9 protein-coding genes, 2 tRNA genes and 3 rRNA genes are annotated in these 16,750 nt (G+C 57.7%); 3 read left to right on the forward strand and 11 right to left on the reverse strand.

What is annotated here, in order from left to right; translation table 11 throughout:
- Window positions 1-34: 34 nt before the first annotated feature.
- Together C5F70_RS14275 and C5F70_RS14280 are read right to left on the reverse strand one after the other, a co-directional pair.
- Window positions 35-2,392, reverse strand: a complete 2,358-nt coding sequence (locus tag C5F70_RS14275) for a DNA polymerase II (RefSeq protein ID WP_017846920.1) — start codon at window positions 2,390-2,392, stop codon at window positions 35-37.
- A 91-nt stretch (window positions 2,393-2,483) separates the two neighbouring features.
- Complete coding sequence (locus C5F70_RS14280; protein WP_017846919.1) at window positions 2,484-2,957, reverse strand: SRPBCC family protein; 474 nt, start codon at window positions 2,955-2,957, stop codon at window positions 2,484-2,486.
- 99 nt (window positions 2,958-3,056) lie between these two features.
- Here C5F70_RS14280 and C5F70_RS14285 point away from each other — a divergent pair, with 99 nt between their 5' ends.
- Window positions 3,057-3,458: a GFA family protein gene (locus C5F70_RS14285; RefSeq protein WP_026140012.1), complete on the forward strand. Its 402-nt coding sequence runs from the start codon at window positions 3,057-3,059 to the stop codon at window positions 3,456-3,458.
- Window position 3,459: 1 nt separating this feature from the next.
- Here the strand turns inward: C5F70_RS14285 and mrdA are convergent, their stop codons facing one another.
- The 7 genes from mrdA to C5F70_RS14320 form a co-directional block, all read right to left on the reverse strand.
- Window positions 3,460-5,352: a penicillin-binding protein 2 gene (mrdA, locus tag C5F70_RS14290; RefSeq protein WP_079443257.1), complete on the reverse strand. Its 1,893-nt coding sequence runs from the start codon at window positions 5,350-5,352 to the stop codon at window positions 3,460-3,462.
- 229 nt (window positions 5,353-5,581) lie between these two features.
- Complete coding sequence (locus C5F70_RS14295) at window positions 5,582-5,959, reverse strand: cupin domain-containing protein (RefSeq protein ID WP_046384128.1); 378 nt, start codon at window positions 5,957-5,959, stop codon at window positions 5,582-5,584.
- Window positions 5,960-6,168: 209 nt separating this feature from the next.
- A 5S ribosomal RNA gene (gene rrf / locus C5F70_RS14300) occupies window positions 6,169-6,284 on the reverse strand.
- 156 nt (window positions 6,285-6,440) lie between these two features.
- Window positions 6,441-9,332: ribosomal RNA gene (locus C5F70_RS14305) — 23S ribosomal RNA — on the reverse strand.
- A gap of 247 nt (window positions 9,333-9,579) precedes the next feature.
- Window positions 9,580-9,655 (reverse strand) — tRNA-Ala (locus C5F70_RS14310).
- Window positions 9,656-9,682: 27 nt separating this feature from the next.
- Window positions 9,683-9,759: transfer RNA gene (locus C5F70_RS14315), tRNA-Ile, on the reverse strand.
- Between the two features lie 83 nt (window positions 9,760-9,842).
- Window positions 9,843-11,379 (reverse strand): 16S ribosomal RNA (locus C5F70_RS14320).
- The 16S, 23S and 5S rRNA genes sit together here with 2 tRNA genes alongside, the layout of an rRNA operon.
- Window positions 11,380-12,075: 696 nt before the next feature.
- Between C5F70_RS14320 and rhtA the strand changes: the two genes are divergently transcribed.
- Both rhtA and C5F70_RS14335 read left to right on the forward strand, forming a co-directional pair.
- Window positions 12,076-12,963 (forward strand): threonine/homoserine exporter RhtA, encoded by an 888-nt coding sequence (gene rhtA / locus C5F70_RS14330; RefSeq protein WP_017846915.1) that lies wholly within the window; start codon window positions 12,076-12,078, stop codon window positions 12,961-12,963.
- Between the two features lie 167 nt (window positions 12,964-13,130).
- Window positions 13,131-13,412: a hypothetical protein gene (locus C5F70_RS14335; protein ID WP_017846914.1), complete on the forward strand. Its 282-nt coding sequence runs from the start codon at window positions 13,131-13,133 to the stop codon at window positions 13,410-13,412.
- 131 nt (window positions 13,413-13,543) lie between these two features.
- Here C5F70_RS14335 and C5F70_RS14340 read toward each other — a convergent pair whose 3' ends face one another.
- Together C5F70_RS14340 and C5F70_RS14345 are read right to left on the reverse strand one after the other, a co-directional pair.
- The gene (locus C5F70_RS14340; RefSeq protein WP_017846913.1) at window positions 13,544-15,352 is read right to left on the reverse strand and encodes an aminopeptidase P family protein; all 1,809 of its coding nucleotides are present in this window, start codon (window positions 15,350-15,352) and stop codon (window positions 13,544-13,546) included.
- Window positions 15,353-15,401: 49 nt separating this feature from the next.
- Window positions 15,402-16,562: a cysteine desulfurase family protein gene (locus C5F70_RS14345; protein WP_104903584.1), complete on the reverse strand. Its 1,161-nt coding sequence runs from the start codon at window positions 16,560-16,562 to the stop codon at window positions 15,402-15,404.
- Window positions 16,563-16,750 lie beyond the last annotated feature (188 nt).

Here is a 16,750-nt window from a genome sequence, read left to right on the forward strand (position 1 = left end):
CAGCGTAGCCGCTTAGCCACGCGAGGCAAGTACTTCAGAACAGGCCCATTTGCCCGCCGACCAGGGTGCCGAAGTCGTCATTCACAAACGGCAGAATCGCATCGGCCACCGGCTGCAATTGCCGCGTGACGTAGTGGTCGTAGTCAATCGGGGCCTGGCGCACCTCCAGCGGCTCCGGGCCGTTGACGGTGATCACGTAGCTGATCCAACCGCCGCGCTGGTACTGACGCGGGCGGTTCATGCGGTCGTTGTAGTCGTCGGCCAGGCGCGCGGCGCGCACGTGGGGCGGGACGTTGCGCTCGTAGTCGTCCAACCGGCGGCGCAGGCGCTTGCGGTAGATCAGCAACTCGTCGAATTCGCCGCTCAAGGTGCGCCGCACGTAGTCGCGCACGTAATCCTGATGGGGCTGGCGGTGGAAGATGCGCTGGTAGAGTTCCTGCTGGAATTGCCGGGCCAGGGGCGACCAGTCGCTGCGCACGGTTTCCAGACCCTTGTAGACCATCTCTTCGCTGCCATCGCCGCGCACCACCAACCCGGCGTACCGCTTCTTGCTGCCCTCCTCGGCGCCGCGAATGGTCGGCATGAGGAAGCGCGTGAAGTGGGTTTCGTATTGCAACTCCAGCGCGCTGTGCAGGCCGAATGCGTTGTGCAAATGTGCGCGCCACCAATCGTTGACGTGCCGTACCAGCGCCTGGCCGATGCGGCTGGCGTCCTCCTGGGAATGCGCGCTGCCGAGCCAGACGAAGGTCGAGTCGGTGTCGCCGTAGATCACTTCATACCCCTGGGCTTCGACCAGTTCGCGGGTCTGGCGCATGATCTGATGGCCGCGCAGGGTGATCGAGGACGCCAGGCGCGTATCGAAGAAGCGGCAACCGCTGGAGCCGAGCACGCCGTAGAAGGCGTTCATGATGATTTTCAGCGCTTGGGACAACGGTGCATTGTGTTCACGCTTGGCCTCTTCGCGGCCTTCGGAGATACGCGCGACGATGGCGGGCAGGCAGTGCCGGGTGCGGGAGAACCGTGCGCCGCGAAAGCCTTCCACCGACGCACTGTCATCGGGGTGCTTGAGGCCTTCGACCAGGCCTACAGGGTCGATCAGGAAGCTGCGGATGATCGACGGGTAGAGGCTTTTGTAGTCCAGCACCAACACCGATTCGTAGAGGCCGGGGCGTGAATCCATGACAAACCCGCCGGGGCTGGCCTGGGGCGGCTTGTCGCCCAGGTTCGGCGCGACGAAGCCCTGTCGGTGCATCAGCGGCATGTACAGGTGGGTGAATGCGGCCACGGAGCCACCGTTGCGGTCGGCTGGCAAGCCGGTGACGCTGGCGCGTTCGAGCAGGAACTTGAGCAACTCGGTCTTGGCGAAAATCCGCGTGACCAGTTCGCAGTCCTTGAGGTTGTAACGCGCCAGGGCCGGCTTGTCCTCGGCGAACATGCGGTTGATCTCGTCCATGCGCTGGTACGGCGTGGAGATGTCCTTACCTTCGCCGAGCAGGGTTTGCGCGACGTTTTCCAGGCTGAAGGATTCAAAACTCCAGGTGGCCGAGCGCAGCGCTTCGATACCGTCGATGATCAACCGCCCCGCCGCGGCCGCGAAGTAATGATTGCGGCTGCCGTGTTCGCGCCAGGTCATGGGCTCTTCGCCGCGGCCGAGCAGGAGCGGCACGTTGAGGCGCTGGGCATGTTCGTGGAGCACGCGCAGGTCGAACTGCACCACATTCCAGCCGATGATCGCATCGGGGTCATGGGTGGCCAGCCACTGGTTGAGGCGTTCGAGCAATTGGCCGCGGGTGTCGCAGTAGTCGAGCTTGAAGTCCACCGCGTCGCTCTTGTTCGGCGGGCCGAGCATATACACCTGGCGCTCGCCGCAGCCTTCGAGGGCGATGGAATACAGATCGCCCTGAGCGGTGGTCTCGATGTCCAGGGACACCAGTTTGAGCGGCGGACGGTAGTCGGGGGCGGGTTTCATCTGCGCTTCGAGCAGCGCACCGCTGGCATCGGGCGTGCCGTCGAACCACACGGGGGCGGTGATGAAACGCTCCATCATGTAGCGCTCGGGCGGGCGCACGTCACCTTCGTAGACATCGACACCGGCGGCGCGCAGGCGCTTTTCCAGGTCCATCAGTTGCCGATGCTGGCGGGTGTAGAGGCCTAATACCTTGCGGTGATGGAAATCGCACAGCTCCAGCGGGCGCAATTCGATATCGCGTTCGTCCTTGAGCAGCCAATCCAGCGGCTTACGATGGGCTTCGGGGATGAATATCACCGAGCTTTGCACGGGGAGGCGAATAAGCCGCGGCCCCTGGTCGGTGGCCAGCCAGAAGCTGACCTGCGTCCCCGCCGGGGTGTCGCGCCAATGCCGGGTCAGGACAAAACCCTGCTGTAAATCCACCGTGCCGCACCTCAGGAATCACGTTCAGGGCGTGATTCTACCCGGCATCCGGCCAAACGCAGCACGTTAACGCGCACAGAGCGCAATCGCCTCAGGCGATGCCTTGGTGGAAGTGACTCAGGTAGCCTTCGATATTGCGCATTTGCTCGTCCCAGCCGCGGGAATTCATTTTGAAGGCTTTCAGGCGGCGGGCTTCGGGCACTGTGTCGAAGCCGGATTCAACGACCCGCAGCAGAATGCCCGGGGCGCGGTCTTCAACGGTGAACTCCACCAGTGTCGGTGTTTCCTTGTCGTAGTCGAAGCCCTTTTCGACGGCGAAGGGGTGCCACGAGAAAGAAAACCGCGTCTGCGGCAGGATGCGTTCGATCTTGGCTTTCCAGATCACGTGTTCGTAACCTGGGTAAGTGATCGGCGCTTCGATCGTTTCCCCGGCGACAAAGGTCTTGCCCTTGAGGGCGATGCCAAACCAGCGGCCGAATTGCTCGGCATCGGTGAGTGCCTCCCACACTTTTTTGCGTGGAGCGTTCAGTAGGACTTTCCGTTCTATACGATCTGATACGTGCATACGTCACCTCCTCCATTGACAGTAGGCGACATCGACCAATGCGCAACCTTGGGTTCTGCGCGATGATGATGCCCCCATTGTTGTCCAGGCCCTTAGGTTATGACTGACCCGTTGAATGGAAGTTGCTTCTGTAAAGCCGTGCGCTACCAGGTGGACAGCCTGGACATGCCCATCAGCCACTGCCACTGCGACAGCTGTCGCAAGGTGCATGCGGCAGCGTTTGTGAGCACTGCCGGCGTAATGCGTGAGCACTTTCGCTGGACCCAGGGCGAAGAACTGTTGGCGGCCTTCGAATCCTCGCCAGGCAAATTCAGGCGCTTCTGCTCGCGCTGTGGCTCACACCTGATGGCCGAGCGCGGGCATCAGCCCCATGTGATTGTGCGGGTGGCGACGCTGGACGATGATCCAGGCATCAGGCCCACCGCGCATATCTGGACGGCCCACGATGTGCCGTGGCTGGCGCATGAGGGCGTGCAGCCGTGGGACGAATGGCAGGTATGAGTCAGACGTGGGGGTCGCCGGGGGCTTTGCTCGGCGTCGCATATTGCGGCTTCAAGTGGCCTTCGTGGTCGAGCAGCCAGGCGTCCATGATCTGGCGCACCACCGGACCTGCGACGCGGCCACCGGCCTCGCCGTTTTCGATCATCACCGAAATCACGATCTGGGGGTGCTCCGCTGGCGCAAACCCGACAAACAGCGCGTTGTCACGGTGGCGCTCCTGGGTTTTGTCGCGGTTGTAGCGCTCGCCCTGTTTGATCGCCACCACCTGCGCGGTACCACTCTTGCCGGCGATGCGGTATTGCGCGCCTTGCGCAGCCGCCCGGGCGATCCCGCGCGGGTCGTGCATCACCAGTTGCATCCCGTGGTTGACCTGCTCCCAGTCACGCGGGTTCTTGAGGACCACGTTGGGCATCGGGTGCTCGTCCACCGGCGCCACGCCGTTGATGGTCTTGGCCAGGTGCGGCCGATTCCACACGCCTTTGTTGGCAATCAACGCAGTGGCCTGGGCCAGTTGCAGCGGCGTGACTTGCATATAACCCTGGCCGATGCCGAGGATCACCGTTTCGCCCGGGAACCAGGGCTGACGCCGGGTCGCGCGCTTCCAGGCCTGGGACGGCATCAGGCCGGCCGACTCTTCGAACATGTCCAGGGAGACTTTCTGGCCGAGGCCGAACTCGGCCAGGTAGTCGTGCAGACGGTCGATGCCGAGCTTGTGGGCCAGGTCGTAAAAATAGGTGTCGTTGGAGCGCATGATGGCGGCGTCCATATCCACCCAACCGTCGCCGCTGTGGTTCCAGTTGCGGTATTTGTGGTCAAAGTCGGGCAATTGATAGTAACCGGGATCGAACACGCGGGTCTGGGCCGTCACTACCCCGCTGTCGAGACCCGCGATGGCCACTTCCGGCTTGATCGTCGAACCCGGCGCATAGAGACCGCGCAGGACGCGGTTGAACAGCGGCCGGTCGATGGAATCATGCAGGGCGGCGTATTCCTTGAAGCTGATGCCCGTGACGAACAGGTTGGGGTCGAAGCTGGGTTTGCTGACCATCGCCAGTACTTCGCCAGTTTGCGGGTCGAGGGCTACCACGGAGCCACGACGATCGCCCAGCGCCTCTTCCGCCGCTTCCTGGAGTTTGACATCGAGGCTCAGCACGATGTTTTTGCCGGGGATCGGGTCGGTATGCTTGAGCACACGCAGTACGCGCCCCTGCGCATTGGTCTCGACTTCTTCATAGCCGACATGACCATGCAGTTCTGACTCGTAGAAACGCTCGATGCCGGTCTTGCCGATGGACTGCGTGCCGCGGTACTCCACCGAGTCGAGGGCCTTGGATTCTTTTTCGTTGATGCGGCCAACGTAACCGATGGAGTGAGCGAAATGCGCGCCCAGGGGGTAGTGGCGGACGAATTGCGGTTCGACGTCTACACCGGGCAGGCGGAATTCGTTGACGGCGAGTTCGGCGATCTGTTCTTCGGTCAGCTCATAAAATAACGTAACCGGAACAAAAGGATGCCGCGCCTGCTTCAGCGCCTTGTCGAATACGGCACGGTCTTCTGCCGGCAGGTGCAGCAGGCTGACGATCGCGTCCAGTTCGCCCTTGAGGTCGGTGGTGCGCTCGCGGGTGATGGTCAGGTTGTAGCTTGGACGGTTGTCGGCCAGCACGACGCCATTGCGGTCATAGATCAAGCCGCGAGTCGGTGTGATGGGCAGTACGTGGACACGGTTGTTTTCAGAAATCGTCGAGTGATACTCGAATTGCACGACCTGCAGGAAATACAGGCGGCCCACCAGGGCGCAGGTGATGCCGATCACCAACAAGGCGCAGGCGAGCAGGCGCTTGTTGACCAGGCGGTTTTCGTTTTCGTGGTCTTTGATCGGGATTGGTTGAGGCATTTCTACAGCATCTCGTTGAAAAAGGTCGACGCCGCGTCCTGCGGATAAAAGCTCAATCCTTGTGAAAATGTGCTGCACCATAACAAAAATGCAGAAACACTTTGCATCGATTTCCCCAACGGTACCTGGGAAGAGCCGTGTGGTGCCGTTGAGTCAGACGGCACCGAGCATCAGGGGATGAGGCTACTGTTACCAGATGGCAACGGTGGCCTCGAACAGCAGGGAGATTTCAGATCCACAGGTCGTTCATGGCGGTGCGGTCTCCCCCTTCATGGCCGGTGTTCAAGATGCCGCGTGGTTCGATCATCATCAATTTGGCTTCGCCTTCGGCGGCCGTCCGATGCTCTATTCCGCGAGGAACGACATACAGCTCACCCGGTGCCACATACACGGGACCGTCCGGAAGGTCGATGCGCAGTGTCCCTTCAAGCACGAAAAACGCCTCGTCGGTTTCTGGATGTGAGTGCCAGATGAACTCGCCTTCGATGCGTACAACCTTGAACTGGTAGTCGTTCATCTCGGCGACGACTCTCGGGCTCCACTGCTCACTGATGAGCGAAGCCTTTTGCGCGAGATTGACAGGTTGTGCTGGGTGCTGCTGAGTCATGACAGATCCTCTGGTAGGTGAGAGTTGTCAGACTATCGAAGGAAGAGTCGAGCGCTCTTGTACGATCTTGCAGCTTGAGGAGAGCGATACAAAAGCCTTTAGTAGACACTGCCAAGGAAGCACTGAAGACCACCGCAATGAGGCGCCCTTTCCGACCGCCCAAAACAAAACCCCTGTCTGCGTAAGCAAACAGGGGTTCTGGAATTTAATCTTGACGATGACCTACTCTCACATGGGGAAACCCCACACTACCATCGGCGATGCATCGTTTCACTGCTGAGTTCGGGATGGGATCAGGTGGTTCCAATGCTCTATGGTCGTCAAGAAATTCGGGTACTGAGTCGTGGCCAGCTGGCCTCGCTTCAGCAAATTGGGTATGTGATAGTTTTCGGTGTTTTGTAAGAGTCGAACTTTCGGTTCGTTTCGTCTTCACACACCGCAATCTGGTCTCTTCCGAGTTCGCAAATTGCTTGGGTGTTATATGGTCAAGCCTCACGGGCAATTAGTATTGGTTAGCTCAACGCCTCACAGCGCTTACACACCCAACCTATCAACGTCGTAGTCTTCGACGGCCCTTCAGGGGACTCAAGGTCCCAGTGAGATCTCATCTTGAGGCTAGTTTCCCGCTTAGATGCTTTCAGCGGTTATCTATTCCGAACATAGCTACCCGGCAATGCCACTGGCGTGACAACCGGAACACCAGAGGTTCGTCCACTCCGGTCCTCTCGTACTAGGAGCAGCCCCTCTCAAATCTCAAACGTCCACGGCAGATAGGGACCGAACTGTCTCACGACGTTCTAAACCCAGCTCGCGTACCACTTTAAATGGCGAACAGCCATACCCTTGGGACCGGCTTCAGCCCCAGGATGTGATGAGCCGACATCGAGGTGCCAAACACCGCCGTCGATATGAACTCTTGGGCGGTATCAGCCTGTTATCCCCGGAGTACCTTTTATCCGTTGAGCGATGGCCCTTCCATACAGAACCACCGGATCACTAAGACCTACTTTCGTACCTGCTCGACGTGTCTGTCTCGCAGTCAAGCGCGCTTTTGCCTTTATACTCTACGACCGATTTCCGACCGGTCTGAGCGCACCTTCGTACTCCTCCGTTACTCTTTAGGAGGAGACCGCCCCAGTCAAACTACCCACCATACACTGTCCTCGATCCGGATAACGGACCTGAGTTAGAACCTCAAAGTTGCCAGGGTGGTATTTCAAGGTTGGCTCCACGCGAACTGGCGTCCACGCTTCAAAGCCTCCCACCTATCCTACACAAGCAAATTCAAAGTCCAGTGCAAAGCTATAGTAAAGGTTCACGGGGTCTTTCCGTCTAGCCGCGGATACACTGCATCTTCACAGCGATTTCAATTTCACTGAGTCTCGGGTGGAGACAGCGCCGCCATCGTTACGCCATTCGTGCAGGTCGGAACTTACCCGACAAGGAATTTCGCTACCTTAGGACCGTTATAGTTACGGCCGCCGTTTACCGGGGCTTCGATCAAGAGCTTCGCGTTAGCTAACCCCATCAATTAACCTTCCGGCACCGGGCAGGCGTCACACCCTATACGTCCACTTTCGTGTTTGCAGAGTGCTGTGTTTTTAATAAACAGTCGCAGCGGCCTGGTATCTTCGACCGGCATGAGCTTACGGAGCAAGTCCTTCACCCTCACCGGCGCACCTTCTCCCGAAGTTACGGTGCCATTTTGCCTAGTTCCTTCACCCGAGTTCTCTCAAGCGCCTTGGTATTCTCTACCCAACCACCTGTGTCGGTTTGGGGTACGGTTCCTGGTTACCTGAAGCTTAGAAGCTTTTCTTGGAAGCATGGCATCAACCACTTCGTCATCTAAAAGATGACTCGTCATCAGCTCTCGGCCTTAGAATCCCGGATTTACCTAAGATTCCAGCCTACCACCTTAAACTTGGACAACCAACGCCAAGCTGGCCTAGCCTTCTCCGTCCCTCCATCGCAATAACCAGAAGTACAGGAATATTAACCTGTTTTCCATCGACTACGCTTTTCAGCCTCGCCTTAGGGACCGACTAACCCTGCGTCGATTAACGTTGCGCAGGAAACCTTGGTCTTTCGGCGTGGGTGTTTTTCACACCCATTATCGTTACTCATGTCAGCATTCGCACTTCTGATACCTCCAGCAAGCTTCTCAACTCACCTTCACAGGCTTACAGAACGCTCCTCTACCGCATCACTTACGTGATACCCGTAGCTTCGGTGTATGGTTTGAGCCCCGTTACATCTTCCGCGCAGGCCGACTCGACTAGTGAGCTATTACGCTTTCTTTAAAGGGTGGCTGCTTCTAAGCCAACCTCCTAGCTGTCTAAGCCTTCCCACATCGTTTCCCACTTAACCATAACTTTGGGACCTTAGCTGACGGTCTGGGTTGTTTCCCTTTTCACGACGGACGTTAGCACCCGCCGTGTGTCTCCCATGCTCGGCACTTGTAGGTATTCGGAGTTTGCATCGGTTTGGTAAGTCGGGATGACCCCCTAGCCGAAACAGTGCTCTACCCCCTACAGTGATACATGAGGCGCTACCTAAATAGCTTTCGAGGAGAACCAGCTATCTCCGAGCTTGATTAGCCTTTCACTCCGATCCACAGGTCATCCGCTAACTTTTCAACGGTAGTCGGTTCGGTCCTCCAGTTAGTGTTACCCAACCTTCAACCTGCCCATGGATAGATCGCCCGGTTTCGGGTCTATTCCCAGCGACTAGACGCCCTATTAAGACTCGCTTTCGCTACGCCTCCCCTATTCGGTTAAGCTCGCCACTGAAAATAAGTCGCTGACCCATTATACAAAAGGTACGCAGTCACCTAACAAAGTAGGCTCCCACTGCTTGTACGCATACGGTTTCAGGATCTATTTCACTCCCCTCTCCGGGGTTCTTTTCGCCTTTCCCTCACGGTACTAGTTCACTATCGGTCAGTCAGTAGTATTTAGCCTTGGAGGATGGTCCCCCCATATTCAGACAAAGTTTCTCGTGCTCCGTCCTACTCGATTTCATGACTAAGAGATTTTCGCGTACAGGGCTATCACCCACTATGGCCGCACTTTCCAGAGCGTTCCGCTAATCTCAAAGCCACTTAAGGGCTAGTCCCCGTTCGCTCGCCACTACTAAGGGAATCTCGGTTGATTTCTTTTCCTCAGGGTACTTAGATGTTTCAGTTCCCCTGGTTCGCCCCTTACACCTATGTATTCAGTGTAAGGTAACCATCTTATGATGGCTGGGTTCCCCCATTCAGACATCTCCGGATCAAAGTCTGTTTGCCGACTCCCCGAAGCTTTTCGCAGGCTACCACGTCTTTCATCGCCTCTGACTGCCAAGGCATCCACCGTATGCGCTTCTTCACTTGACCATATAACCCCAAGCAATCTGGTTATACTGTGAAGACGACATTCGCCGAAAATTCGAATTTCTCAATTAAGAGAACTCACAAATTTTACCTTAGCCTGATCCGTTACCAGTGAAAGTAACGTTCAGTCTATCTTTCTATCACATACCCAAATTTTTAAAGAACGATCTAATCAAAGACTAGAAATCAACATTCACCATCATCACGATGGAATGCTCATTTCTAAGCTTTCAAACTTCAGAAGCAGTAGTGGTGGAGCCAAACGGGATCGAACCGTTGACCTCCTGCGTGCAAGGCAGGCGCTCTCCCAGCTGAGCTATGGCCCCGTATTTCTACAGGTTCCCACACAAAATTGGTGGGTCTGGGCAGATTCGAACTGCCGACCTCACCCTTATCAGGGGTGCGCTCTAACCAACTGAGCTACAGACCCAATTTCGGGCTGCTTCTTTATCGTCTTCTTCAATGAATCAAGCAATTCGTGTGGGAACTTATGGAGCAGCTGATGTCGTCGATTAAGGAGGTGATCCAGCCGCAGGTTCCCCTACGGCTACCTTGTTACGACTTCACCCCAGTCATGAATCACACCGTGGTAACCGTCCCCCCGAAGGTTAGACTAGCTACTTCTGGTGCAACCCACTCCCATGGTGTGACGGGCGGTGTGTACAAGGCCCGGGAACGTATTCACCGCGACATTCTGATTCGCGATTACTAGCGATTCCGACTTCACGCAGTCGAGTTGCAGACTGCGATCCGGACTACGATCGGTTTTCTGGGATTAGCTCCACCTCGCGGCTTGGCAACCCTCTGTACCGACCATTGTAGCACGTGTGTAGCCCAGGCCGTAAGGGCCATGATGACTTGACGTCATCCCCACCTTCCTCCGGTTTGTCACCGGCAGTCTCCTTAGAGTGCCCACCATAACGTGCTGGTAACTAAGGACAAGGGTTGCGCTCGTTACGGGACTTAACCCAACATCTCACGACACGAGCTGACGACAGCCATGCAGCACCTGTCTCAATGTTCCCGAAGGCACCAATCTATCTCTAGAAAGTTCATTGGATGTCAAGGCCTGGTAAGGTTCTTCGCGTTGCTTCGAATTAAACCACATGCTCCACCGCTTGTGCGGGCCCCCGTCAATTCATTTGAGTTTTAACCTTGCGGCCGTACTCCCCAGGCGGTCAACTTAATGCGTTAGCTGCGCCACTAAGAGCTCAAGGCTCCCAACGGCTAGTTGACATCGTTTACGGCGTGGACTACCAGGGTATCTAATCCTGTTTGCTCCCCACGCTTTCGCACCTCAGTGTCAGTATCAGTCCAGGTGGTCGCCTTCGCCACTGGTGTTCCTTCCTATATCTACGCATTTCACCGCTACACAGGAAATTCCACCACCCTCTACCATACTCTAGTCAGTCAGTTTTGAATGCAGTTCCCAGGTTGAGCCCGGGGATTTCACATCCAACTTAACTAACCACCTACGCGCGCTTTACGCCCAGTAATTCCGATTAACGCTTGCACCCTCTGTATTACCGCGGCTGCTGGCACAGAGTTAGCCGGTGCTTATTCTGTCGGTAACGTCAAAACAATCACGTATTAGGTAACTGCCCTTCCTCCCAACTTAAAGTGCTTTACAATCCGAAGACCTTCTTCACACACGCGGCATGGCTGGATCAGGCTTTCGCCCATTGTCCAATATTCCCCACTGCTGCCTCCCGTAGGAGTCTGGACCGTGTCTCAGTTCCAGTGTGACTGATCATCCTCTCAGACCAGTTACGGATCGTCGCCTTGGTGAGCCATTACCTCACCAACTAGCTAATCCGACCTAGGCTCATCTGATAGCGCAAGGCCCGAAGGTCCCCTGCTTTCTCCCGTAGGACGTATGCGGTATTAGCGTCCGTTTCCGAACGTTATCCCCCACTACCAGGCAGATTCCTAGGCATTACTCACCCGTCCGCCGCTCTCAAGAGAAGCAAGCTTCTCTCTACCGCTCGACTTGCATGTGTTAGGCCTGCCGCCAGCGTTCAATCTGAGCCATGATCAAACTCTTCAGTTCAAACATCTTTGGGTTTTTAAGAAACCCTAAACTTGGCTCAGCAATCGTTGGTTACATCTTTGATTTCTCGCGGAGTAACTTGTGATGCTGATAATCTTGTTGACTATCAGTCTGACTCCACAAGCACCCACACGAATTGCTTGATTCAGTTGTTAAAGAGCGGTTGGTTAAGATCTTTCGTCTCAACCGAGGCGCGCATTCTACAGCAGCCTCATTTGCTGTCAAGTGATTATTTTAAGAAGCTTTCAAAGTTTCCTTTGTAACTTCAACCACTTGCGCTTCCGATCTCTCGTTAGCGGGAGGCGAATTCTACAGCGTTACACGCTGCTGTCAACACCTCTTTTTCTCCGCTTTCGACCGAGAAGATCGAAACGTTAATAGAGCCAAACAACCCTGCTCTACCAACTCCTTCCAGGCTTCGATGAACTGAAGCAGGTCGCTGTCGAATCTTGCATAACTCTTTGTTTACCAAGGAGTTTTCCGTTTCGACTGCGCCGGAAGTGGGGCGAATTATAGACGTCCAGGATTTGCCGTCAACCTTTAATTTGGTTTTTCTATCAAACAGCGGAAAACCTCCCAATCCACTCTATATAGAAGGTAGAAAACTGATAATTGAGCAATATATTGCTCAGCGACACACACTTAAGCATCATAGGGCTCTTTGCTACTCAAATATGACCTCGGACGAACACCCCAATGACCACCTCCCCTCGCAGCCTGGCCTCGGCACTGTTTCCTGTCGGCCTGCTGTTGATCGCCATGGCTTCCATCCAGTCCGGCGCTTCGCTGGCCAAGACCATGTTCCCTATCGTCGGCGCTCAAGGCACCACCACGCTGCGCCTGATTTTCGCCAGCATCATCATGTTGCTGATATTGCGCCCATGGCGGGCCACGCTGACGGCCAAATCCCTGCGCACCGTGATTGTTTATGGAATGGCGTTAGGCGGCATGAACTTCCTCTTCTATATGTCGCTACGCACAGTCCCCCTTGGTATCGCGGTAGCCCTGGAGTTCACCGGGCCGCTCGCCGTCGCCCTCTATGCATCGCGCCGCGCGGTGGACTTTCTGTGGATCGCCCTCGCGGTTGTCGGTCTTCTGCTGTTGATCCCCACGGGAGAAACCAGCACCGGGATTGACCTGGTCGGTGCGGCTTATGCACTAGGCGCAGGTGTTTGCTGGGCGCTCTACATTCTGTTCGGCCAAAAGGCAGGGAATGATAACGGCGTGCAAACCGCCGCCCTCGGCGTCATGATCGCCGCCTTGTTCGTCGCACCGATCGGCATCGTTCATGCGGGTACGGCATTGCTGACGCCTGCGCTGATTCCAGTTGCCATCGGCGTCGCCATCCTGTCCACGGCGCTCCCCTACACCCTGGAGATGGTCGCGCTGACTCGCCTGCCCGCCCGTACTTTCGGCACCTTGATGAGCATCGAGCCCGCATTCGGCGCGCTCTCGGGCCTGTTCTTCCTGCAGGAGCATTTGTCGCTCGCACAGTGGCTGGCCATCTCCTGCATTATCCTGGCCTCCGTTGGCGCCACGCTGACCATGCGAAACGAGGCCAAACCTCTAGTACCAGCCGATTAATCATCTTTGACGGTAACTCTGGTATTTGTCGCTCATTTGGGCCATGTTTAGGCCGCAAACAAATGTCATTCATGGAGAGTTTCGACAAGGACAGCGCGAACGCTACAATCGAGAGCGAGTAAAGCCAGCTTCAGGCAATTTTTTCGAAGCGGCTATTAAGGATGGGAATGAAGCGAATTTTGATACTGTTAATGGTCGTGGCCATTGCTGGCTGTGCCGCGACCACCAAGACAGAAGTGAAACGGGGCAAAAAAGGGCTGCATATCAACTGTTCAGGGCTGTCCTCCTCTTGGGACCAGTGCTACACCAGTGCAGTCAACTCATGCGGCGCCAAGGGCTACCGGGTTATCGCCAAGTCCGGTGACAACTCCGAGGAGCCTGGGGACTACCCCTTCGGCCTCAACCCTGCTGGTTACACCAGCCGGAGCATGATCGTCATCTGTAAATAGCGGCCCGAGCAGTCCACTTCCGACTGCTCCGCAGCGCCCACCGAACGCCTCGACCCCGCGCAGCCCTTCGCGACGCTGCGACCGGCCGTCTGCGCGTAAATCGCAAGCGGCACTTGCCGAGCAGCGACCGATCAAATAGCCGCGGTGCGTACCTGCAACCACTCCAGCGCAGCGCCACTGAGCAATGGGCTCAAACGCTGACACACCTCGGCATGGTACGCATTGAGCCACTGGCGCTCCTCCGCCGTCAGCAACGACGGCTCCAGACAACGGGTGTCGATCGGGCACAAGGTCAGGGTTTCGAACTCGAGGAACTCACCGAACTCGGTCTTGCCCGCTTCGCGATTCAACACCAGGTTCTCGATACGCACGCCCCAACGCCCCGGACGGTAAGTACCCGGTTCAATGGAGGTGATCATGCCCGGCTGCATCGCGGTTTGCGGCGCAGTAGCGGCCTGGTAGGCGATGACCTGCGGACCTTCATGCACATTGAGGAAATAACCTACACCGTGCCCCGTGCCATGGCCGTAGTCCACACCTTCGGCCCAGATCGGCGCGCGTGCGATGGCATCGAGCAGTGGCGACATAATGCCCTTGGGAAAATGAGCACGGGACAGGGCGATCACCCCCTTGAGCACGCGGGTGCAATCACGCTTCTGTTCATCACTCGGCGCTCCGATAGGCACCATCCGCGTGATATCGGTAGTACCGCCCAAGTACTGGCCACCCGAGTCGATCAGCAGCAGGCCATCGCCTTCGATCAGCGCATGCTCTTCTTCGGTGGCGTGGTAATGCGGCATCGCGCCATTGGCATTGAACGCAGCGATGGTGTTGAAACTCAGCGACACATAACCGGGACGGCGGGTACGTGCGGCCGTCAAGTGTTCGTCGATGGTCAGTTCAGTGATGCGTTCACGGCCCAGCGCACTCTCCAGCCAGGCGAAGAACTCGCACAAGGCCGCGCCATCCTGCTCCATGGCCAGGCGGATATGTTCCGCGTCGGCCAGGCTCTTGCGGGATTTGGCAAGCGTCGTCGGGTTCAGCCCTTCCACCAGCTTGACGCTGGCATCCAGGTGTTCCAGCAAACCGGCGGTCACGCGTGCCGGATCAACCTGCACACTCGCGCCCGATGGCACCGCGCGCAGGGCATCGGCGACTTCGCTGTAATCGCGCAAGGTCACGCCATCCTGCTCAAGCACCGCCCGCAGCGCGGCATCGACTTTGCTCAGCGCCACAAACAGCGTGGCCTGTTGCGCATTGATCAGGGCGAAGGACACAAACACCGGGTTGAACGATACGTCGGCACCGCGCAGGTTAAACAACCAGGCGATGTCATCCAGGGTGGCGATGAAGTGCCAGTCGGCGCCCTTTTCTTTCAAGCTGGCGCGCAGTGCAGCGAGTTTTTCGCCACGGCTGACGGTGGCCTGCGGTGGCAGGTGCTGGTAGATCGGCTGATTCGGCAACGCCGGGCGGTCGCTCCAGACTTCATTCAACAGGTCGATATCGGTACGCAGGCGAGCACCGCGCTCCGCCAGTTTGCCGCCCAAGGTACGCGCCGACGCCACGGCCATTACCGCACCGTCGACCGCCACCACGGCGCCCTGCGGCGTCTGTTCGGCCAGCCACTCCAGCGGGCCAGGTTGACCCGGCTGCAGCTTCACCAACTCGATACCGCTGCCCTTGAGTTCCTTGGTCGCTTGTTCCCAGTAGCGGCTGTCGGCCCAGACACCGGCGAAATCCGCGGTGACGATCAGCGTCCCCACCGAGCCGTGGAAGCCCGACAACCATTGACGCCCCTGCCAGTAGCCCGGCAGGTATTCGGACAGGTGCGGGTCAGCGGACGGCACCAGCAAGGCATGAATGCCTTCGCGGCGCATCAATTCACGGGTATGCGCCAGGCGCTGGGGAACCGTTCCATGGGTCAAAGGCTGCGTACTCATTGTGTCTCCTGCTAACCACGAATAATTGTTATGGATTACGAATGAAGAATCAGACCGCCCAGAACGCCGGCGCACTGGCAAGGGTGGCCTTGATCAACTGCACGGCCTGGTCGATATCCTGCTCGGTGGTGAACCGCCCCAGGCTCAAGCGAATGGTTCGACCGGCGCTGCGGGCATCATGCCCCAGCGCCAGCAGCACATGGGAGGGCGCATTGCTCGCCGAATTGCAGGCCGAGGTGGCGGAAAAAGCAATGCCCGCACTCAAGGCCGCGGCGTTGAACTCGCCTTCACCGAAGGTGAGGCTGAGGGTGTGGGGAATGCGCTGGGTGGCGCTGCCATTGAGACGCACACCGACGACCGACGCCAGTTGATCGAGCAGGCGCTGGCGCAAGGCCACGATCGTCGCCTGCTCTTCACTGAACGCCTGCGCCGCCAAGGCGAACGCCGCGCCCATGCCCGCAATCTGGTGGGTTGCCAGTGTACCGGAGCGCAAGCCGCCCTCGTGGCCACCGCCGTGAATCTGCGCCAACACCTTCCGCTGCGCCCGCGGCCCGACATACAGCGCGCCGATCCCCTTGGGGCCATACACCTTGTGCGCGGAAAACGACATCAAATCCACCGGCCATTGCGCCAGGTCGATCGCCACCTTGCCCGCGCCCTGTGCCGCGTCCACATGCAACAACGCGCCGTGTTCACGCACCCGCGCGCCAATGGCGGGGATGTCGTTGAGGGTGCCCAACTCGTTGTTCACCAACATCAGCGATACCAGGAAGGTGTCCTCACGCAGTGCTTCACTCACAGCCTCGGCACTGATCAACCCATCGGCGTCCGGCGCCAGGTAGGTCACCGCCACTCCGGCCTCCTGCATCTGCCGCGCGGTGTCCAGCGTAGCCTTGTGCTCGATCTGGCTGGTGATGATATGCCCACCCGCCAAGCCCCGCGCTTGAGTCACCCCCTTGATCGCGAGGTTGTTGGACTCCGTCGCGCCGGACGTCCAGACGATCTGCTCCGGCTCGGCACCGACCAGCTCGGCCACCTGGCGACGCGCCTGTTCAACCGTTTGCCGGGCCGCTTGGCCGAAGGCGTGGGAACTGGACGCAGGGTTACCGAAATTGGCATGCAAGCCCAGACACTCGACCATCACCTGGATGACCCGCTCGTCCACCGGGGTGGTGGCGGCGTAGTCGAAATACAACGGACGTTTATTCATAACCTTAGGGACTCGCAGAGCAGGTTCCCGAGAGCAACGTCTCAGGGGCATCGACCGGAACAGAGGTCGTCAGGTTTACCCGATCGAATGCCATTAAAAAAGGACCACTTGACGTAAATGTGCGTAGGAACGCTCCTGAAATTCAGCTTAACAGGCTGACATAGCGCCATGGCAAACAAAAAGCCCGA

Origin of the sequence: Pseudomonas sp. LH1G9 (genome assembly GCF_002949975.1) — a bacterium.
Taxonomy (GTDB): Bacteria; Pseudomonadota; Gammaproteobacteria; order Pseudomonadales; family Pseudomonadaceae; genus Aquipseudomonas; species Aquipseudomonas veronii.